This window comes from Luteolibacter flavescens (assembly GCF_025950085.1).
GTDB lineage: Bacteria > Verrucomicrobiota > Verrucomicrobiia > Verrucomicrobiales > Akkermansiaceae > Haloferula > Haloferula flavescens.
In genome coordinates this window covers 14255-34467 of sequence record NZ_JAPDDS010000006.1, presented here as the reverse complement: position 1 = coordinate 34467, position 20213 = coordinate 14255, and the positions used below count along the sequence as shown (strand labels likewise).

Annotated in this window: 14 protein-coding genes; 10 read left to right on the top strand and 4 right to left on the bottom strand. The window is 63.9% G+C overall.

Annotated elements, in window-relative coordinates; genetic code table 11:
* Positions 1-192: 192 nt before the first annotated feature.
* A complete protein-coding gene (locus tag OKA04_RS12090) occupies positions 193-1932 on the top strand; it encodes a LamG domain-containing protein (protein ID WP_264501425.1) in 1740 nt (579 codons plus the stop codon).
* A gap of 691 nt (positions 1933-2623) precedes the next feature.
* Here OKA04_RS12090 and OKA04_RS12085 read toward each other — a convergent pair.
* Positions 2624-3205, bottom strand: coding sequence for a PEP-CTERM sorting domain-containing protein (locus OKA04_RS12085; RefSeq protein ID WP_264501424.1), 582 nt, complete (start codon positions 3203-3205; stop codon positions 2624-2626).
* A gap of 201 nt (positions 3206-3406) precedes the next feature.
* Between OKA04_RS12085 and OKA04_RS12080 the strand changes: the two genes are divergently transcribed.
* The 3 genes from OKA04_RS12080 (at position 3407) to OKA04_RS12070 (ending at position 7538) form a co-directional block, all read left to right on the top strand.
* A complete protein-coding gene (locus tag OKA04_RS12080) occupies positions 3407-5191 on the top strand; it encodes a hypothetical protein (RefSeq protein WP_264501423.1) in 1785 nt (594 codons plus the stop codon).
* 134 nt (positions 5192-5325) lie between these two features.
* Positions 5326-5697, top strand: coding sequence for a hypothetical protein (locus OKA04_RS12075; RefSeq protein ID WP_264501422.1), 372 nt, complete (start codon positions 5326-5328; stop codon positions 5695-5697).
* A 41-nt stretch (positions 5698-5738) separates the two neighbouring features.
* Complete coding sequence (locus tag OKA04_RS12070; protein WP_264501421.1) at positions 5739-7538, top strand: FAD/NAD(P)-binding protein; 1800 nt, start codon at positions 5739-5741, stop codon at positions 7536-7538.
* Positions 7539-8093: 555 nt separating this feature from the next.
* Here the strand turns inward: OKA04_RS12070 and OKA04_RS12065 are convergent.
* The gene (locus OKA04_RS12065; RefSeq protein ID WP_264501420.1) at positions 8094-9008 is read right to left on the bottom strand and encodes a Gfo/Idh/MocA family protein; all 915 of its coding nucleotides are present in this window, start codon (positions 9006-9008) and stop codon (positions 8094-8096) included.
* Positions 9009-9661: 653 nt separating this feature from the next.
* Positions 9662-10543, bottom strand: a complete 882-nt coding sequence (locus tag OKA04_RS12060; RefSeq protein ID WP_264501419.1) for a hypothetical protein — start codon at positions 10541-10543, stop codon at positions 9662-9664.
* 102 nt (positions 10544-10645) lie between these two features.
* Between OKA04_RS12060 and OKA04_RS12055 the strand changes: the two genes are divergently transcribed.
* The 6 genes from OKA04_RS12055 (at position 10646) to OKA04_RS24735 (ending at position 19272) form a co-directional block, all read left to right on the top strand.
* Positions 10646-12829, top strand: a complete 2184-nt coding sequence (locus tag OKA04_RS12055) for an excinuclease ABC subunit UvrB (RefSeq protein ID WP_319800612.1) — start codon at positions 10646-10648, stop codon at positions 12827-12829.
* Between the two features lie 389 nt (positions 12830-13218).
* A complete protein-coding gene (locus OKA04_RS12050; protein WP_264501418.1) occupies positions 13219-13995 on the top strand; it encodes a sulfite exporter TauE/SafE family protein in 777 nt (258 codons plus the stop codon).
* An 83-nt stretch (positions 13996-14078) separates the two neighbouring features.
* Entirely contained in the window at positions 14079-15386 is a 1308-nt protein-coding gene (locus tag OKA04_RS12045; RefSeq protein ID WP_264501417.1) for a UDP-glucose dehydrogenase family protein, read from the top strand.
* A 691-nt stretch (positions 15387-16077) separates the two neighbouring features.
* Entirely contained in the window at positions 16078-16848 is a 771-nt protein-coding gene (locus tag OKA04_RS12040; RefSeq protein ID WP_264501416.1) for a hypothetical protein, read from the top strand.
* A gap of 342 nt (positions 16849-17190) precedes the next feature.
* Positions 17191-17595, top strand: coding sequence for a hypothetical protein (locus OKA04_RS12035; RefSeq protein ID WP_264501415.1), 405 nt, complete (start codon positions 17191-17193; stop codon positions 17593-17595).
* A 288-nt stretch (positions 17596-17883) separates the two neighbouring features.
* A complete protein-coding gene (locus tag OKA04_RS24735; RefSeq protein WP_264501414.1) occupies positions 17884-19272 on the top strand; it encodes a hypothetical protein in 1389 nt (462 codons plus the stop codon).
* 23 nt (positions 19273-19295) lie between these two features.
* Here the strand turns inward: OKA04_RS24735 and OKA04_RS12025 are convergent, their stop codons facing one another.
* Positions 19296-20153, bottom strand: a complete 858-nt coding sequence (locus tag OKA04_RS12025; protein ID WP_264501413.1) for a hypothetical protein — start codon at positions 20151-20153, stop codon at positions 19296-19298.
* Positions 20154-20213: the final 60 nt, after the last annotated feature.

Here is a 20213-nt window from a genome sequence, read left to right as displayed (position 1 = left end):
CCGGGCTTTTGCCAGCGTCCGCCGTTGGTTGTGCCCCTTCCACCCGCGGGGGTGCCACGGCATTTTCGGTCGATGAGGCGGCGTTTTCGGTCAGCCTCCCGGACGTGATCGGAAATCGGGATTCTGCGACCTGAAATCGGGTGGTCGCCCGCGGGCCGCGGATGAAATCGTCATGATGAAACCAGATCCATCATGAGAAAACCCCAAGTCCTCTCGTTCGTCATATCGCTCACTGCAAGTCTCCCCGCATTCGCCGCCCCGCAGGTCATCGGCGGGAGCTTCGAGGATGGCCAGACCGGGCAGAACCAGGACGTGACGGCGTGGTATGAATCGAGCACCGGCGGTGCCAGCTACACCGAGTGGGTGAATCCCTTCAACGCGATCCAGGCGGACAGCGGCAACGGCTACTCGCCGAGCCGGCATCTCGCGCTGCGCGGCACCGGATGGATCTACCAGTCCATCGGCACCTACGATGCGTCGCGCGCGCCGGAGCTCGGCTTCCGCTTTTATCAGGGCATCTTCACGGACGGGAATGCCTCGACCGGCGCGGACCTGGAATTCTTCACCGCCGACGAGACCTTCTTCCCGGGGGATGGCGTGGACATCCGCTCGGCGCCCGGCATCGTGCAGCTCGGCAGCACCTTCTCGGTCATCCCCGCGGGCATCGGCAGCGTGGGCTACCATAGCGGCACGGTGGATCTCACAGGTCTGCCGGATGGCACGGAGATCTGGGTGCGTTTCGGCGGGAATGGCACCAACAGCCAGTTCGCGCCCTTCGACGAGCTGTCCGTCTTCCAACCGGGTGCCGACTCCGATGGCGACGGCCTCAGCGATGAACAGGAAAGCCTGCTCGGCACCGACAGCCAGAATCCGGACACCGACGGCGACGGCCTCAGCGATGGCGCGGAGGTGAATGTCCACCAGACCAATCCGCTGATGGTGGACACGGATGGCGATCTCTACTCCGATGGCGACGAAGTGGCGGCCTCGACCGATCCGCTCGATGACGCGAGCCACCCGAACTTCACCGGCAATGGCTCGATCCGGCTGGATGGAAAAAGCCATCTCACCTTCGCCCCGGCGGCCGGGGTCATCCCGTCGGGCAACGAGCCCTTCACCGTGGAGCTGTGGGCGAATCCGGAGACGATCAATGCGGAGCCGCTCGGTGGCAGCACATTCGTCTTCTGGGGAAATGAGGCGACGCGCCAGGCGAACGGCTTCCGCCTCGCGGGGTCCTCGGTGGTACGGCACTACTTCTGGGGAGACGACAGCGTCATCGAGACCGGACTGCCCTTCGCGCTCGACGAGGGCGGGCCGAATTCCGACGGCTGGCATCACTTCGCCGTGACCTACGATGGCACGAAGGTGGTGACGTATCTGAATGGCACCGCGATCGGCACGGCGACACCCGCCGCGCCTGTCAGCGTGACCGATGCGAACCACATGATCGGGCGGAAGCTCAGCGACGCCTTTGGCGCGGGCTACTACCACGGCTACCTCGACGAGATCCGCATCTGGAATGCCGCGCGCACCGTGGAGGAGATCCGCGGCAGCCTGGCGAACGGCCTGCAGGGCAACGAGCCGGGGCTGGTGGCGTATTGGAACTTCAACGGCACGCTGGAAGACCTCACCGCGAACGGCATCGATCTCAATCCGGTTGGTGGCGTCGTTTACGGGCTAGAGATGCACGCGCCGCTCGGCATCACGCTGGAGTATCCCGCACCGCGGATCGTGTCCTTCAGTCGCGATGCGATGGCCTCCACCTTCACGCTCACCTGGGCCTCCGCGGCAGGCCAGCTCTACCGGGTGGAGCGCTCGCAAGATCTCGATGAATGGGAGGACCTCGGGCAAGTGCAAGGCATGGCCGGCGAGACCACCTACACCGACCAGAACGCCACCGCCGGAAAGCACTTCTACCGCATCCGCGAGTAATGCTTGCTTGAGAACGCCACCCTGGGAGCGCCGGTCATCAGACCGGCCCGCCTCACCCTGCGCTCCGCATTTCTCCGAAGAAGCTCCAACACGTCTCCGTGAGAAGCCCGCATCACCCACCATCGGGAACCGCCCACTGGGAATCGCCCACTGGGAACGCGGAATTCATTCCGCCCGGGTCGCTCTCACTGCCGCTTTCATCAACCACGGATGAACACGGATCGACACAGATGAAGAAGGGATGGTGAGGCGACGCTTCACCGAAGCGCGCATGTTTGATGTGCGCTAACGTCGGTAGTAGTGGAGGCCGGCTTGGTAAAGGCCAGCCTTGCCGAAGGATACTCGCCGGCTAAAGCCAGTGCTCCGCCTCCGGCAAATCGAGTAAATCGCGATCTTTACGCCCACTGGGAACGCGGAATTCATTCCGCCCGGGTCGCTCCAACTGCCGTTTTCATCAACCACGGATGAACACGGATCGACACAGATGAAGAAGGGATGGTGAGGTGACGATTCACCGACGCGCGCATGTTTGCTGTGCGCTGACGTCGATACTTGCGGAGACCGGTCTTGGTGAAGGCCGGCCTTGCCGAAGGATACTCACCGGCTAAAGCCAGCGCTCCGCCTCCGGCAACCTTTGCGGAACGAGATCGCCTGCCACACTAGCAGACAGGCGACGTGGTCATGGCCGTGATCAGCGGCGACGGCGGGCGGCGAAGGCACCCATGCCCAGAAGGCCCAGGAGCGCCGTGGTCGGCTCCGGGATCACCTCCCACTGGCCGATGACGCCTCCATGGGACGATCTGTAGCCGAGCATCACGTTGCCGGTGGTTCCGACGGCAGGAAGGTGGGTGAGGGACGAGAAGTCCACGACGGAGCTTCCGAAAAATGCCTGCTGCCCGAGCACGAAATTCTGGTCGTCGGAGAGGACCGCGCCGAGATTGTAGATGCTGAGATCCACACCGGGAACGACATCCGGGCTGCCATACTCGAAGGTCACCATCTCATTGTAGCTGGTGCTCGTGCCGCTTGCCCGCCAGTTCCCGGAGATGAGAGCGGGCTCTTCCGCCGTGATCAGTTCGTTATCCGTGAAGAAGCCGAGGAACGAGATCCCGCCGGCGAAATTCACCGTGAGGTCCCCCGTCGAGGAAGATCCGGCGCCGACGGTGGTGATTACCACGGCTCCGGGACTGGAGATATCGATGGTGACGACCACTGCTGCGGAGGCCGCGTGGCAAAGCCCGAAGATGGCCGCGAAAGTAAGGATGAACTTCATGCGGCGGAGGATTGTTCACACACCGCGATGGTCAAGTTTCCGACACCCCCTTGATCGCGTAGGCCTTGATGGGAGAAGGGACGGAGGCCTTGTGCCACCTCGAGCGCATAGCCATTGCCATCCGATGACACCGGAATGGGGTGCACCTTTCGACCCATATCAAATTCCGCGGATCGAGATACACCAGCGGCCGTCATGTCCATGTCATCTTCCCGCCCCCGCCCGCTCGGTCGCATCGCCTTCACCACGCTCATGTCCCTCACGGCCGCGAGCCATGGCATCCAGCCCTTCGGCCATGTCATCCGGCAGAATGACCCTGCGTTGCCCGCCTTCACCTATGCCAGCATGTCCACCGACCCGGGCCTTCCGGGCGCGGTCTTCTTCTCGCAGATGAATTTCCCGAACGGCCAGGCGACGTATCCCGTCACGGGCTTCGGCTACTATGATCAAAATGCCGCACACAAGTGGTCGGCCTACCTGGAGACCGGCCCGCTGGCGGGCTACTACCCGACCATCGCCGGCCCGCTGCGCTCGAATCCCGCGAAATACTTCGCCATCTACAATGTGCCGGGCGGCAAGACCCGCGTGGGCGTGGGAAATGGCAGCACGCTCGCAAAGGACTTCGCCGTGGAATTCAGCCACACCGCGAACACCGACGACGTGCTCGCCACGCTGGCCCCGGGGGACAAGATCATGCAACTCATGGACCAGGGCACGACCCTCGGCCTCGTCTCTTTCAATGCCTCGGGCACCCTGGCGATCAGCAGGACCTACTCCAGCCCGCTGCTGCTGCCGCAGGTGGCGGAGGGGCAGACCGATCCGCAGACCGCGATGTTCACCAGCCTGCAGGATGGCTCAGGCCACTACCTCACGGTGGAGATGTCACCGGCTGGTGCCGCGCACACGTATCTGGTGGTGAAGCTCGACTCCAATGGCGCGGTGAGCTGGTCGCGGACCTTCACCTGGGCCGCATCGTCCCCGCCCTTCAATACGATCAGCGCGAGCCCGGCGATGATGCCCGCGCCGGACGGCTCCTTCATCTTCACGCTGGTGGAGAGCGCGCTGAACATGGAGACCTTCGCGTATGATCAAAAGACGCACCTGATCAAGTTCGCCCCGGACGGCACGAAGGCGTGGTCCACCACCATCGCCGGTGCGAGTCTCATGGTGAATGCCTACTCGCCGGACTCCGCCAGCGTGTGGCTGACAGGCAATGACATCGAGGGGCTGAATCCACCGTCCATCCAGCCGGTGGTGGCACGGGTGAGCAATGCCACCGGGCAAGTCTCCGCGGAGTATCGCCCGCCGGTGAACGAGGGCGCGGGCAGCTACGCGACGATGATCGCGGTGCAGGCGGATGCCGCCTACTTCGATGTCTATGACGACTCGCTGAAGACGCGCTCGCTGGTGGTAAAGGTGCCCGCGGGCGCATCCCCGGTGCAGGCCTTCGTGCGGAACGACACCTTCAGCGGCGGCGCGCGGCTTTCCATGCGGGACACGACGGGCACGCTGTCCTCGGAATTCGGCGATGGCCTGCGTGTCATCGGCTACTATCCCACCTACCTGTCGGTGGTGGCCGCTTGCCCGGACTACTCGGCGGTGACGGTGAATTTCAAGACGCCTGAGCTCACCTCGCAGGCGCTGGTGATCACCCCGCAGGCCACGACGGTCACGGCGAGCGCGCGGACGACCACGCTCACGCCGATCACGCTGCCCATCCGGGCGCTGGCCCTGAGGACCGATCCCTACCAGCCGACCGCGGCACCGCTGGACCTGCGCGTGACGACCACGCGGAATGCGGCGGGCCACCTGGTGCTGGGCTTCCAGGGGAAGGCGGGCGTGAAATACACGCTGCTCCATTCGCCGGATCTCGTCTCGCCCTTCCAGCCGATCCAGACGCTGAATGGCACCGGAGCCGCGGCGACCTTCACGATCACCAATCTCTCCGCCGGGAAGGGCTTCTTCAAGATCAGCGACGGCCTCTGAACTTGCCGGAATCACGCAGCCCCGCACCGGTGCAAATCGCATCTGCGGGGCTTGCGCATTTCCATCGTGAGGCGGCAGCGGATGACGGGGAAAGGCTTGTTTTCAAGGGTTCAGCGCGTCTTGGCACCGCGGGCATGCGTCCTGCGCATGGGGATGGCACCATGATCCACTACCAGGACAATCAGGAAGGCCAGGACCCCACCGAAACACCGACCGAGCACCCCGAGGCAAACGACCACGGCACGAGCCATGTGGTGAGAAGCCAGGGACTCGGCGGTGCCGTGGGCACGTCCGTCGGCGGGATCGCCGGGGCGGCGGTGGGCGCAGCGGCCGGAGGCTTCGCGGGAGTCGGCGGCATGGCCATCGGAGCGCTGGTCGGCGCGGGCCTCGGTGCGCTCGGCGGAAAGGCCGCGGGCGATCCGTTGAATTCCGAACTGGAGAAGCAGCACGACCCCGAAGGACCCAAGGGAGAAGCTGGCTCCGGCGGCGGATCGAACGAGATCTGACGAACCTGTTAGATCCTGTTAGAAAAGAACCATCCCCTGCCATGTCTCACCACCCTCCCGGAGACGCGTCTCCCTCGTCAGGCTCGCTCGGCATCGTCGGCAGCGGGCCATCGGCGATCTTCCTGCTGCGTCATCTGCTCGATGCACCGCCATCGTCGCGGCCCGCGCGCATCACGATCTTCGAGAAGTCGGCGGTGGCGGGCACGGGGATGCCCTACAGCGAGTCCACCACGGACCGGCATCATCTTTCGAATATCTCCTCCGCGGAGATCCCGCCGCTGATGGAGTCGCTGGCCACGTGGCTCTGCGGTGCGGAGGACGAGCAACTCGAGTGGTGGGGCATCCGGCGGGAGGAGATCAGCGAGTCCGCCATCTATCCGCGGCTCGCGCTGGGTGCGTATTTCCGCAGCCAGTATCTGCTCATCCTGCGCCGTCTCCACGAGTGCGGCGTGGAGGTGGAGGAGCGCGTGAATACGAGCGTGACCGACGTGAAGAGCCACCCGCGCGGCCACGTAGCCGTGGTGACATTGGAAAGCGGCGAGCACTTCTCCTTTCACTCGCTGGTCATCGCGACGGGGCACCAGTGGCCCTCGCGCGATCGCACGGAGGATGGCTATTTCACCTCGCCGTGGCCGATCGCGAAGATCCTGCCGGCGGAGGGCGAATACTACACCTTCGACGTCGGCGTGCTGGGCGCGTCGCTCAGTGCCTTCGACGTGGTCACGACGCTCGCGCATCATCACGGCGCATTCCATCACGATGACGATGGCAAGCTCACCTACACGCTGCACCCGGAGGCGGAGGGCTTTCGCCTCATCCTCCACTCGGCGGATGGCCAGCTCCCTCACCTGCTCTTCGAGCAAACGGAGCCGATGCGGAAGATCTACCGGCACACGACGCGCGAGCGGCTGGCGGAGCTGGTGGATGCCGCGGGCTTCATTTCGCTCGCGAGCTACTTCGACGAGGTCTGCCGCCCGGTGCTGATCGAGGGCTTCACGCTGGATGGCCGCGCGGACATCGCGTCGCGGCTGGAGTCCGAGGATTTCACGCTGGCCGATCTGGTGGAGACGCTTTCCGCCGAGCATGACTACGACGATCCTTTCGAGGGCATGGCGGGCGAGCTGGCCATCGCGGAGAAGCTCACGCGCGAAGGCACGCCGACGCATTGGAAGGAGTATCTGGACGATCTCTTCTACACGCTGAATTTCCACGCCGAGCTGCTGCCCGCGGAAGATCATGCCCGTTTGAAGGCGGACATCCTGCCCTTCGTCATGAGCGTGGTGGCCGCCATGCCCGCGGACTCTGCGCGGAAGCTGCTGGCACTGCGCGCGGCAGGCATCGTCCACGTCGTCGCGGGCATGGCCGAGGTGCACGATCACGAGCCGGGCGACGGCTGCACGCGCGTGGAGGTGGATGGCGAGGACGGGAAGACACGCACGGAGGAATTCCGCATCTTCATCGAGTCCTCCGGCCAGAAGCCCTCCGCGCCCGGGAAGCATCCTTTCCCCTCGATCTTCGGCGAAGGCATCGCCACCCCGGCCACGGTGCGCTTCCGCGATCCGCGGCGCGCCGGAGAGATGGATGACGAGGCAAAGGTGACCGACACCGCCTCCGGCCCCGCGCTGGAGCTGGGCGGACTCGCCTACGACCGTGAGTACCGCCTGGTGAATGAATCCGGCACCGCGGACCGCGTGATCCACGACATCGCGCTGCCGGACATCAATGGCCTACGCCCCTATTCCTACGGCCTGCAGGCGGCGAATGAAGCCGCGGCAATCTGTGCCGCCGCTCTCACCGGCCAGCCCACGCTCTACGGCCTCTGCCCGCTGGCGCACCGCTGATCAGGAATACCCGCCGGCTGAAACCAGCGCTCCCGGCTCCGCCGCTGCTTGTGCGCCCTGGGAGCGCGCAGCCACTGGCCCGCTTGGAAAGATCGGCGAAGCGATCCCTACTGTCCGCCTGACCACTCACCTCCCAGGCGCCGCAGGCGGAGCGCTGGCTTTAGCCGGCGAGTATCTTTCCCGAAGGCCGACGTTGGTGTGTCAGCTTTCATCCGTGCTTGGGGCGTTGCTTCATCATCCCCTTCTTCGTCCGTGTTTGACGAATACGGCAGCAGCGGGGTGACTCGGGCGGAATGAATTCCGCGTTCCCAGTGGGGGGCGGTGGAGCGAGCTTTGCTGGTAGCTTCGCCGGTCTTTCCAAGCGAGCCGGTGGCACGCGCTCCCAGGGAGCCTGCGGGGAGAGCGGCTTTGCCCATGATTCGCCGATCTGTCCAAGCCGGCTGAAGCCAGCGCTCCGCCTGCGGCAGCCTGGGAGCGCCGGTCATTAGACCGGCCCGAAGCCACCCTCCTAGCCGACGGAGACCCGGTGCCATCGTGGTCCCGTGCGCCTCCCTCTCAAGCGTGGATCAGCCTCGTGATCTCCAGCGCCAGCTCCAGCGCGGCGGTGCCTTGCTGGCCGGTGACGGCGGCGTCCTGGCCGGTGGCGACGCTGGCAATGAAGGCGGCGAGCTCGAGCTTCAGCGGCTCGTCCTTCTCGACTTCCACCTCGGCGCGCTGGATGCCCATGCCTTCCTTCCAGTGGATCTGGCCGGCCTGCTCCTGGTAGTCGAGCGAGAGGTAGCAGTCGGACTGGAAGACGCGGATCTTCCGCATCTTTTCCGGGCTGATGCGGCTGGCGGTGACGTTCGCCACGCAGCCGTTTTCAAAGCGGATGCGGGCATTCGCGATGTCCTCGGACTTCATGAGGACGGGCACGCCCACGGCATCGATGCTGACGACGGGCGAGCGGACAAGATGCAGGATGACCTCGATGTCGTGGATCATGAGGTCGAGCACCACGCCGATGTCGATGCTGCGGTTCGGGAAGGGGGAAAGGCGGTGCGCCTCGATGAATTTCGGATGCGTGAGGCGTTGCTCGAGCTGGCGGAGCACGGGATTGAAGCGCTCGATGTGGCCGACCTGGAGGATGCGGCCGGTGCGCTTCGACGCCTCGACGAGCGCCTGCGCGTCATCCACGGACGGGGCGATGGGCTTTTCCATCAGCACGTGCGCGCCCAGGTCCATGAGCCGGCAGCCGACCTCGCGGTGGGCGATGGTGGGGACCGCCACGCTGATGGCGTCCGCGCGCTCGGCCAGCTCCTCCAGCGAAGAAACGGCCACGGTGCCGAATTCATCCGCGATGGCCTGCGCGCGCCCGGCATCCGCATCGTAGATGGCGCAGAGCTTCGCGCCGGGGATGAGGCTGTAAACGCGGGCGTGATTCCGCCCCATCGATCCTGCCCCGGCAACCCCTGCGCGAATGATTTCCATGGCCGGTAGGTAGGCGAATCCCGGCAGCCCGGGCAAGCCCTTCACAGGAGGAATTCTTCAGCCGGCGGGAGAGGAGGTAGTTTGCCGGGGCCACGGTCTTTTCTCCCTCCCGCGGTCTTTTGCCCCTACCTCGGCTCGGTTGCTTGTCGGGGCTCTGGTCTTTTGCCCCTGCTGCGTTGTCCCTGCTGCGGCTCGGCTCCTTACCGGGGCTTTGGTCTTTTGCCCCGGTAGGGGCACCGGAGATTAGCCGGTGGCGTGAGCCACCGGTTTATCGCCCGAAAAATATGCAAGCCCCGGCAGGGGCGGCAGATGGCAGATGATGGGTGGATCGCAGGTGTCGCGCACCCCTCCGCCGACCCTGCCGGGGCGGCCATCTTTCGCCGGATGCATCCCGGTGGCTCACGCCACCGGCTAATCTCCACCGTCCCTGCCGGGACGAAGAGGATCGAGGTGGAGGCCACCCCGGGCTGCAAACTCACCCGGACTGCCAACTTCACCCAGAATGCTGACCTCACGCGGACCGCCAACCTTACCCGGACCGCCAAACCCGACTATTTCACCCGCGGCCTCGCGTGGTGTCACCACCACGACTACGAATAATCGGGGCGGCGGCCTGGTGATGTAGATTACGGGATAGTTCCCAGCCGAGCTTCTTACTTCGCCTCACGGAAGACAGTGACGATCCTCGATTCCTCGCTCTTCCATTTCGAGTAGTTCACGCAATGGTAGGCAAGGCAAAGCCGGTCACCGATGGCGCAGAGGGAAAGGCTGGTATTCCAGTCCCCGGGGGAGTCGAGTTCCTCATCGCGGGCGTCCTTTTCCCCGGGTTTCCATGACCACAGCCGCAGCTTCGTCACCTTCTTCTTGTCATCCCCCGCCCCCGCCATCTCCGGGCGCATGTAGGCTACCCAGAGCCGCCCACCGGCGAAGACGGGATTGGAAGCCACGGGGAAATCATAGATGCATTCCGTGACCCCGATGGTGAGGATGGTCGGCTTGACGCCTTCCTCCAGGGGGAACCAATAGACCTTCAGGATCTCCAGGTCCTCCTTTCCGATGACCGCGATTCCCTCCTTCGTCGGGATGGAGCTTTCCAAGTGAACAAGCTTTACGCCATCCGGCCAGAGCAGCTTCACACGCCGGGTAGATCCGTCCGGAGACTCGATGGCGTAGCCGGGCTTCCCTGATGGATCCTTGGTGAAAGTCCCTGTCAATTCCCCCACCCGAAGGCTTTCCTTGGATGGCGACTCCGGATCGGAGTGCTCCTTATCCGGCGGCGAGGTAGGTATGGCATGCCGGGGAGCCAGCAGCTTCCCCTGGGGGGAAAAGATCATCCCGAAGTATTTCGGATTCAGCCAATCCTCCGGGGTTTGATTAGGGATGGACGCTCGGAATTTGATCGCGAAATTCCCGTCCTTTTCGGACACCTCCGGATGAATCTCGCCAAGGGGATCCTCGTGGGCATTCACCACGGCGCTGCCGAGCAGCAGGCTACAGATCGCTCCCGCGAAAGCTTGGAATCCCCGGCGCTTCATCGGGGCATCATGAGAAATGGAGGCATGTTTGCGAGAGGGAAATTGCCGTCCCCCGCCGCGCCTCTTGCGGGGGATGCGATCCGCGCCTAGAAGAGGGGCCGGATGGCGTTCCAACTTTCCAGTGAGTATTCCCCGCAGGGGGACCAGGCGCAGGCGATCGCGAAGCTCGTGAAGTCCATCCGCGCGGGCAATACCCACCAGACGCTGCTGGGCGTGACCGGCTCGGGGAAGACCTTCTCGATGGCAAACGTGATCGAGCAAATCGGCAAGCCGACGCTCATCATGAGCCACAACAAGACGCTGGCCGCGCAGCTCTACTCGGAATTCAAGAACTTCTTCCCGCACAATGCGGTGGAGTACTTCGTGAGCTACTTCGACTACTACCAGCCGGAAGCCTACATCCCGAGGACGGACACCTACATTGAGAAAGACTCGTCCATCAATGACGAGATCGAGCGCCTGCGTCTCTCGACGATGGGCTCGCTGCTGACCCGCGAGGATACGGTGGTCATCGCCTCGGTCTCCTGCATCTACGGCCTGGGCTCGCCGGACGACTACGAGGGCATGATGGTGCCGGTGTGGGTGGGCCAGCAGATCCGCCGCGATGATTTCCTGCAGGCGCTGGTGGCCATCCTCTTCGAGCGGAATGACATCGCCTTCGGCCGCGGGAAATTCCGCGTGCGCGGGGACGTGGTGGAGGTCCACCCGGCCTACCTCGACGAGACGGCGGTGCGGGTGGAATTCTTCGGCGATGAGATCGACCGCATCACCACCATCGACACGCTCACGGGCAAGACGATCGACCGTGTGGACAAGCACACCTTCTTCCCCGCGAAGCAATTCGTGACGCCGGGGGACAAGATGAAGCGCGCCATCGTGGAGATCCGCAAGGAGGCGGACGCGCGTGTCACCGAGTTCGAGCAAGAGGGCAAGCTGATCGAGGCGCAGCGCCTGCGGATGCGCACGGACTACGACATCGAGATGATGCAGGAGATGGGCTTCTGCCAGGGCATCGAGAACTACTCGCGTCACCTCACGGGACGCGCGCCGGGATCGCGGCCGCACACGCTGCTGGATTTCTTCCCGGACGACTACCTGCTGATGATGGACGAGAGCCACGTGACCATCCCGCAGGTGGGCGGGATGTACGAGGGCGACAAGAGCCGGAAGACGGTGCTGGTGGACCATGGCTTCCGCCTGCCGAGCGCGATGGACAACAGGCCGCTGCGCTTCGACGAATTCATGCACATGACGAAGCAGCGCGTGTATGTGTCCGCGACGCCGGGGCCATTCGAGATCGTGAATTCACGACCGGAGAACCGCCGCTTCATCCCGGTGAAGGGACGCGGCGATGACCGCGGCTTCACCCACATCGACCTGAAGAAGCTGCGCATCACGCCGAGCGGCGGCGCGGAGCCGGTGGGCGACTTCGACCCGGAGAAGCCGGGCCGCCCGCTCGTGGTGGAGCAGATCATCCGCCCGACCGGACTGCTCGATCCCACGCTATCGATGCGCCCGCTGAAGCACCAGATCGACGAGACCATCGAGCTCTGCCGCCAGCGCGTGGAGATGGGCCAGCGCGTGCTTGTCACCACCCTGACAAAGAAGACCGCGGAGGATCTATCCGAGTATCTGCAAGGCACCGGCCTGAAGGTGCGCTACATCCACGCGGACATCGATACGGTGGAGCGCGTGGAGATCCTCCGCCAACTCCGCGCGGGGGCATTCGACATCCTCGTGGGCATCAATCTGCTGCGGGAGGGACTCGACCTGCCGGAGGTCTCGCTGGTCTGCATCCTGGATGCGGACAAGGAGGGCTTCCTGCGGAACGAGACGAGCCTGATCCAGACGGCGGGCCGCGCGGCGCGTCACCTGAATGGCCACTGCGTGCTCTTCTGCGACGAGGTGACGGACTCCATCCAGCGGCTCATCGACGTGACCGAGTATCGCCGCAGCCGGCAGATGGAGCACAATGAGAAGCACGGCATCACCCCGCAGAGCGTGAAGCGCGCCGTGCAGGAGAGCCTGCAGCTCTACTCGAACCAACGCGAGAGCGCGGACAAGCTGGAGCGCTCCATGGTCTCCGATGACGAGGCGGTTTACAACAAGGTGAAGGTCATCGCCGAGCTGGAGAAGGAGATGCTGGAAGCATCGGCCAAGCTGGAATTCGAGCGCGCCGCGCACCTCCGCGACCAGATCAAGGCGCTGAAGGACGGCACCCCCGCCGCCACCGCCGAGCGCCGCCCGGTGAAATACCCGAAGGGCGGACGCAGCCGGAAAAAGTAGAGTCTTCACCAGCGACCGCCTTCCCACTGGGAACGCGGAATTCATTCCGCCCGAGTCATCCCGACTGCTGCATCCATCAACCACGGATGGACACGGATGGACACAGATGAACTGAAGGGATCAGGACCAGGATAGATAGGATGGATGGGATGAAGAACCTGAGTGAACCCGCTACGACGCTGTGCCAATCGTGGTCCGCATCGCTCCGCGTGCGGCCGGAGCCATCTGGCGGCAAACCCTACCCACGGCCCCCGAACCACTCCACCCCGCACACCCGCCTCACCTTCACTCACCCAATAAGCAGCCCCCCACCAGCAAACCACCCCCGGCGCGCTGCGGCCTCACACTTTGCCATTCCCTTCCCCCTTTAAAACACCTCCTTTCCCCGCATGCCTGACCATGCCGAATGGATCGTGCTCGCCGCGGGATTTCTCGCGGCGGTGATGAATGCCGTGGCGGGCGGCGGGACCATGCTCACCTTCCCCGCGCTGATGGCCGCGGGCCTGCCCGGGGTGCTGGCAAACACCACGTCCACCGTGGCGCTCTTCCTCGGCATGCCGGGCAGCGTGTGGGCCTTTCGCCATCGGCTGCGGGAGGTGCGGGCGTGGATCATCCCGCTGGGCACCGTCAGCCTGCTCGGCGGGCTCGCGGGCGGCTGGCTGTTGCTGGCACTGCCCAGCACCTACTTCGATGCCGTGGTGCCGTGGCTGCTGCTGATGGCCACCACGCTCTTCCTCCTGAACCCGCTGATCCAGCGCTGGCTGAAGAAAAAGCGCGGCGAAAGCCACGATGCCGAACCGGACCGCCCGCGCCCCTGGGGCATGGCCTTCCAGGCCGGCGTGGCCATCTACGGCGGCTACTTCGGCGCGGGCATCGGCATCATGATGCTGGCCGGCCTCGGCCTGCTGGGCCTGCGCGACCTGAACCGCATGAATGCCCTGAAGGCCGTGCTCGCCCTGTGCTGCAATGCCGCCTCGGTCGTCTATTTCATCGCCTGCGGCAGCGTGGATTGGCGGCTCGCCGGGTGGCTCGTGGCCGGGTCCATCCCCGGGTATTTCTTCGGTGCCCACTTCGCCCAGCGCATCCCGGCAGTGGCCGTGCGGGTCATCGTGGCGGTCATCGGACTGGGCATCGCGGCGGTGCTTTTTTGGAGGCAGGTGGCCTGAATAACGCTTTCGCGGAGCTTGCACGGGGGTGTCCGGGCTGCTAGACACCGCCGCGTTTTCACCACCCCCCCTCCTCTTATCACATGAAGATCACGATCATCGGGACCGGTTACGTCGGTCTTACATCCGGCACCTGTTTCGCCGAAGTCGGCCACGAAGTCACCTGCGTGGACAACAATCCCGAGAAAGTCGCCACCCTGCTCTCCGGCCAGGTGCCGATCTATGAGCCTGGCCTCGAGGAACTCGTGAAGCAGAACGTGGCCGCCGGCCGCCTGAAATTCACCACCTCCACCGAGGAAGGCGTGAAGAATGGCGACGTCATCTTCATCGCCGTCCCCACCCCGCCCCAGCCGGACGGCTCCGTGGACCTCTCCTTCATCGAAAAGGTCGCCCGCGAGATCGCCCAGTGCCTCACCCCGGAGCTCGGCTACCGCGTCATCGTGGACAAGTCCACCGTGCCCGTGAAGACCGGCGACAAGGTCGAGCAGACCGTCCGCCGCTACGCCCCCGCCGGCGTGGAATTCGGCGTGGTGTCGAATCCCGAGTTCCTCCGCGAAGGCTGCGCCGTCGATGACCTGCTCCACCCGGACCGCGTGGTCATCGGGTCGAATGACGACCGCGCGCTCGCGCTGATGCAAAAGATCTACGAGCCCTTCGTCGCCCCCGTGCTCGTCACCGACATCAACTCCGCCGAGCTCATCAAGCACGCCGCGAACTCCTTCCTCGCGCTGAAGATCTCCTACATCAATGCCGTGGCGAACATCTGCGAGGCCTCCGGCGCCGACGTGGAAAAGGTCGCCGAAGGCATCGGCATGGACAAGCGCATCGGCCGCTCCTTCCTGAATGCCGGCCTCGGCTACGGCGGCTCCTGCTTCCCGAAGGACATCAAGGCCTTCATCCACATCTCCGAGACCCTCGGCCAGCCCTTCGGCCTGCTGAAGGAAGTCGAGAAGATCAACTTCGACCAGCTCGACCGCTTCCTCGGCAAGATCCGCGAGAAGCTCTGGGTCTTCCGCGAGAAGAAGGTCGCCCTCTGGGGCCTCGCCTTCAAGCAGAACACCGACGACGTCCGCGAATCCGTGGCCATCAAGCTCGCCCAGAAGATGCTCTCCGAGGGTGCCTCCCTCCACGCCACCGACCCGGAAGCGATCGAGACCGCCAAGAAATTCGGCGAGCTCAAGGGCGACATCACCTACCACACCGACCTCTACGACACCCTCGACGGCGCCGACTGCCTGGTCATCGCCACCGAGTGGCCCGCCTTCGCGAAGGTCGATCTCAACGAGGTCAAGAAGCGCCTCCGCACCCCGCTCGTCTTCGACGGCCGCAACCTCCTCGACCCCAAGGACGTCAAGGCCGCCGGCCTCGAATACGTCTCCATCGGTCGCTGAGCCCTGCGGGCAGACGGAAGACTGGAAGACGCAAGATACAAGACTTGAATCACGAGGCGCGGACTCCGGTCCGCGCCTTTTTTGTCCCAACGGGACTGCGAAACAAAGCCCGGGGTTGCCGACGCAGGAGGCTACCCCGGGAACCGTCACAACACCTCTCCTACGCCAACGGCGTTGTGGAAGGTGTCGGCCACATGGACACTCCGGGCTCTTCCACACAACGCCGTCGGCGTAGGCAATCCCCGGTGGTGCACCCGGGGTAGCTTCGCAACCCCGGGCTTCATTACTCCGGTCCCGTTGGGACGAAAAACCTCCTCGTTCGCGGCCTTCAGCGTCCAATCACCCTGGGACCACCCGCATGCACCACCACCGCCCGGGAGCGGATGCATACGACGATCATCTCCGTGCGTGGAAGCAGGGAAGGTCGCGGGACCGCCAGGATCCGACTCACCGGGTGACTTCCGTTTCGGATTGGCGGCAGGAAGGCCTGGCCGCAGGATAAGGGATGCGAATGTGGTTGAGCTTGCTGATCGTCTTGATCGGGGTCTTTGGCATCGCGATTCCTTGGGGGCTCGGGCTGCGATGGGATGTGACCTTGTCGGATCTGCGGTTCTTGGCTTCCCCGGCAGGCGGAGGAGAGCTGACGGCATTCATGTGGCGCTGCGCGGCGGCGGCCCTGGTGCCAGCCTTCTTGTCTTGCGTCGTAATGGCGATGATCTTCCGGAAGCTGAAGCGTCCATCGGGCAAGGCCATCGCGATCACGGCGTTTGCATGTATTGCCTTCGGCCTGTGGGGCGGGACCTTGCTGTGGAAGCTTGATCGCCGGGCGGAGTTGAATCGCCGCGAGAACGAAGCACAAGCCGCCCTCGACGGTGTGCTGCAAGCCCTGAAGAAGCAGGGGCGATATGACGAGATGGTGCAGGAAATGGAACGCGTGCTGGCGATCCACGAGGCTTGGGTGGCGGAGTCGGGACCGTGGACGCATTCATGCAACCACGGCTCCAGCTACATCTTCGTCTATCTTTATCCGGCATCCGAGGATCTGCCGGCGCAGCTAGGCCACGGGGTATCCTGGTGCCTGTACGACGCGTGGCGTGATCCGGGTCAGATGAAAGCGTCGGTCGCAGACGATTTCTCCAAGGCCATGACCCGCTCCAAGCATCCGCTGCTGCGGACGCTGGCCTATTGGGTGGAGCAAGACTACGCGGCTTTCGAGCGGGAAGCCTTGGCAGGCGCGGCGGCGGGAGATCGCCGCATGGACACGCTGGCGCTGGTCGCCGCCTGTGCGATCTCCAAGGACCGGAAGGCGGCCTTGGAAAAGGTTCGCCCGATCCTCGATCGTGGCGTGGGAATCGGCAAATCACCCGGCTATGCCTTCTCCAGCAGTGCCATCCGCGCCTATCTGGAAGGAAGCGGCCCGGCTCCAACGAACTCTTCTTTCATGAGGCCACGCGGGCTCTAGGCGGGGCAGGCTTGGCAGCGGGCAGGATCAAACGACAAGTAGCATCCATTATTTAAAGCTGGGGAGCCCAACCCATCGCCCCTTTTTCACGGAAGTCTTGATTAGGATTATCGCGGACTCTGAAGCCTTGCACCTTTCCCGGCGCAAGATAGCTACCTTGCACCAAGCATGAATCCACTGACCCAACAGCTTCTTTCGCGCTTATGGGCCGGGGCGCCGGGGTTTCCTGTGGTGGCGGAGCGGTTGGAGGCGGAGTGCCGGTCGATGTCAGCGGCGGAGGCTGCGGTCATCGGTCGGGATCTTCTCTTGCGGTGTGAAGCGCTTCACACGACGGAATTCGCCATGGCGGCGTTCCTGGCTTCGGACGGGATGGCGGGCAATGACGGGCTCATCGACTTCCGCGATTGCGTGACGCTGCTGCCCGAGGACAGGTATCAGCGGATCGTGGGAAATCATGATGAGCTGGCCGATGATCCGGTTTCGTCGGGATTCGACGAATACCATCTGGTCACAAGGGTTTGCGACGTCTTTGACCGGGCACTTCTCGACGGGCAGGACGGCGAAGGATTCCTCCACTATCTCGTCCTCGGCGATGAACCGCCAGCAAGACCGCACGATGACCGGCTGAGCGACGAGGATGCCAAGGCGAAGTTCCCGCGGCTCCACGCGAGATACGGGCATCTACTCCGGCCCCGGACCACGGGGCACGTGGTGAAGGGAGTCACGCTGGACGATCTGCTCGGTTGATATTGAAGGTCTCTCCCCTTTCCAGACAGAGCGGGGCCCTTGACCCGGCGGGAGCCGGGTGGGAGGCACCCCGGGCCTTGAGATGCGGGCAGGCAGGGGCGATGAAGAGCGCGCGGGGAAGACTGCTGTGAGTAGGGCAAGGGGGAGACAGCTTTCCACATGCGCCGGATGCTTCATCCCGTGATGTCTATATCCTTGATGATCTATCATCGCCGGGAGAGATTGCGCGCGCACCTCTCTCCCACGCCGTGCGGGGCTCCGGTGCGGACGAACGGCCCTGACGTGACCATGAAAAGCTCCCCCTCCCTCCTTTCTCTTTCACTCGTGCTCGGCTCCATCGCGTGCTTGCACGGCGTCGCGCGCGCCAACTGGGAAGTGACCGACACGATCCCGCTGGACGCGGTGATCGTCGATCTCGTCAAGGACCCGAACCGCCCCTTCCTCTATGCGGTGAACCGGACGGGCAGCGAGGTGCTCTTCATCGACCTGCAATTGAAGACCATCAAGCCGGTCTATGTAGGGAAGCTGCCAACTTCGCTCGCGATCAATGCAGCGGGGACGAAGATGTATGTGGCGAACCGGGGCATAGGCTCTGGAACGCCCGCGGGATACCAGATCTCGGTGGTCGATCTGGCCACGCAGACGAAGACTCACCATTTCCTGACAAAGTATCAGCCCGTCAATCTCGTCTGCGGTCCCGGGGAGCGGCTCTACTACAATGACGGAGCATGGGAGAACGGGAATATCCACAACGTGGCGGGGCAGACCGGGATCGTCAATCTGACCACCGAGACGGAGCTGGGGAAGATCGGTAATTTCCAGATCAAGAGCCGCATGGTCGTCAATGACACGAAGACCAAGCTCTTCGGACAGTATGTCTATGATGGAAACCTCGGAGAGATGGGCGTCTTCGACATCGAGGAGCCGGTCGCGTTCAAGCTGGATCGGCACCCCTACAGTCCCTATCCCTACGGTTGGGATTACAACAACTACTCCATCTCTGCGAACGGAAAGCGGCTGGCGTATGGAAGCGTCCTTTTCAACGCCAACAACCTGCTGATCCAGTACGGCGTCTTCCCGGAGCAGATCCAGGCTCTCAATGCCGATGGGTCCGTGGCCTTTGGCTCGAGCCAGGTGTGGGACACCACCACCTTTGCCACGACGGGGAATGCGAAGTCCCTGCTGAATCACGGGCTGGACTCCCGCCTGATGCACTACGATGCCGCGGAGAACTGCGTCTATGCCTTCACGCACCAGGGCTTCTCCATCAGGAAGCTGGAGCAGGCACCGCCGCAGACGCTGCCGGAGGACGAGGACGCGGATTCTGACGGGCTGACCAATGCGGAGGAGCTGGCGCTCAATACCGACCCTCTCGATGCGGACACCGATGGCGACGGGCTGGACGATGGCGCAGAGCACCTGAGCGGCCTCGATCCCCTGGTGGCAAATCTGCAAACCGCGGAGATGCGGGCCCTGCTGCTGACCCTGCGCCGCAGCCCGGCGCAACTGGAGCTGGGCTCGCCGATCATCTGGCTGGAATACGATCAGGTGAACCTGAGCCTGCAGCTATCCGCCGGTGATGGACTGGACAACATGTCCCCGCTGGGCAGCCCGATGATTTTCAGCCACCCGAAGCCGGACACCTCGAAGCAGTTCTACCAGATCAAGGCGAAGTGACCGGGCGGCGGGGGGCATAGCTCCTATTTACTTTTTCCTTCACGGAGGATCAGCGTCCCGGTTTCCGAGTATCGGAGCAGGCCTTTCGGTTCGGCCTGATAGGAGTAGCGGCAATGCACGGCGTCGCCTTCGATCTTTGAGATGCGGAGATCCAGTTGCGGGAGGGGCTCGGTCTTCTGAAACGTCTGCCCCGCCTCGTAGGTTCTTACCTCGTGGGCCTTGGCCTCGTAAGTGTCGTGCGTCAGGGCAATCTCCGCCTTCGATCCAGTGACCTTAATGCTCGCGATCAAGGATTTCGCGAGCAGAGCCACTTCGTCATGGCGCTGGTCGACGCCGCTCTGGACGACATAGTATTCTGCCTTAGCGTCCCATTTAAAAGGCGGCTCCACATATAGGCCCTTGCCATTTCGGCACCACCACCCGATGCGCTTCAAGCCGGTCCACGGCTCCTGTGATCCGGGGCCGAACAGGGTGACGATCTCCCTCAGCGTCATGCCCTCTTTCAGCTCGTCGAAGCTCCCGGATTTCAGAGGTTTGCCATAGCGACCCAAGTAATAGGCCGCCACGCCATCGATCTCTTCCGGCTTGGGCGCAGGGGCAGGCTTCTCGGTCGGCGCGACCTTTGGCGGGGTGGCCTTTGGCGTGATCACCTTTTCAGGCTTCGTGGCCGGGAGAAATGTCACCTCGATTTCCGCGTGCGATGGCGAAGAAGACACGACCCAAGGCAGAAGCAGGAGGCGAAGGAGGTGGAAAACACGCTGCATGGGGACCATGATGCCGCAATGCCCCCCGGCGGTGGGTAAATTGAAGGTAATTTCGGGCTCCTGCTGCGGGTGAGGTGGCCGCCTCCCCTGAGGGAAGTCTTGAAAGCTGCCCGTCATCCGGCTTCCCTCTCCTCCCCCGCGCTTCCAGTCTTCCGTCTGTCGTCTTCCAGTCTTCCG

Bases quoted from the DNA above. Each gene is read 5' to 3' on its own strand.
- OKA04_RS24735 (WP_264501414.1), top strand. From the start codon at position 17,884: ATGAAAAGCTCCCCCTCCCTCCTTTCTCTTTCACTCGTGCTCGGCTCC.
- OKA04_RS12080 (WP_264501423.1), top strand. From the start codon at position 3,407: ATGTCATCTTCCCGCCCCCGCCCGCTCGGTCGCATCGCCTTCACCACG.
- OKA04_RS12050 (WP_264501418.1), top strand. From the start codon at position 13,219: ATGCCTGACCATGCCGAATGGATCGTGCTCGCCGCGGGATTTCTCGCG.
- OKA04_RS12075 (WP_264501422.1), top strand. From the start codon at position 5,326: ATGCGTCCTGCGCATGGGGATGGCACCATGATCCACTACCAGGACAAT.
- OKA04_RS12065 (WP_264501420.1), bottom strand. From the start codon at position 9,008: ATGGAAATCATTCGCGCAGGGGTTGCCGGGGCAGGATCGATGGGGCGG.
- OKA04_RS12055 (WP_319800612.1), top strand. From the start codon at position 10,646: ATGGCGTTCCAACTTTCCAGTGAGTATTCCCCGCAGGGGGACCAGGCG.
- OKA04_RS12070 (WP_264501421.1), top strand. From the start codon at position 5,739: ATGTCTCACCACCCTCCCGGAGACGCGTCTCCCTCGTCAGGCTCGCTC.
- OKA04_RS12035 (WP_264501415.1), top strand. From the start codon at position 17,191: ATGGCGGCGTTCCTGGCTTCGGACGGGATGGCGGGCAATGACGGGCTC.
- OKA04_RS12060 (WP_264501419.1), bottom strand. From the start codon at position 10,543: ATGAAGCGCCGGGGATTCCAAGCTTTCGCGGGAGCGATCTGTAGCCTG.
- OKA04_RS12025 (WP_264501413.1), bottom strand. From the start codon at position 20,153: ATGACGGGCAGCTTTCAAGACTTCCCTCAGGGGAGGCGGCCACCTCAC.
- OKA04_RS12085 (WP_264501424.1), bottom strand. From the start codon at position 3,205: ATGAAGTTCATCCTTACTTTCGCGGCCATCTTCGGGCTTTGCCACGCG.
- OKA04_RS12045 (WP_264501417.1), top strand. From the start codon at position 14,079: ATGAAGATCACGATCATCGGGACCGGTTACGTCGGTCTTACATCCGGC.
- OKA04_RS12090 (WP_264501425.1), top strand. From the start codon at position 193: ATGAGAAAACCCCAAGTCCTCTCGTTCGTCATATCGCTCACTGCAAGT.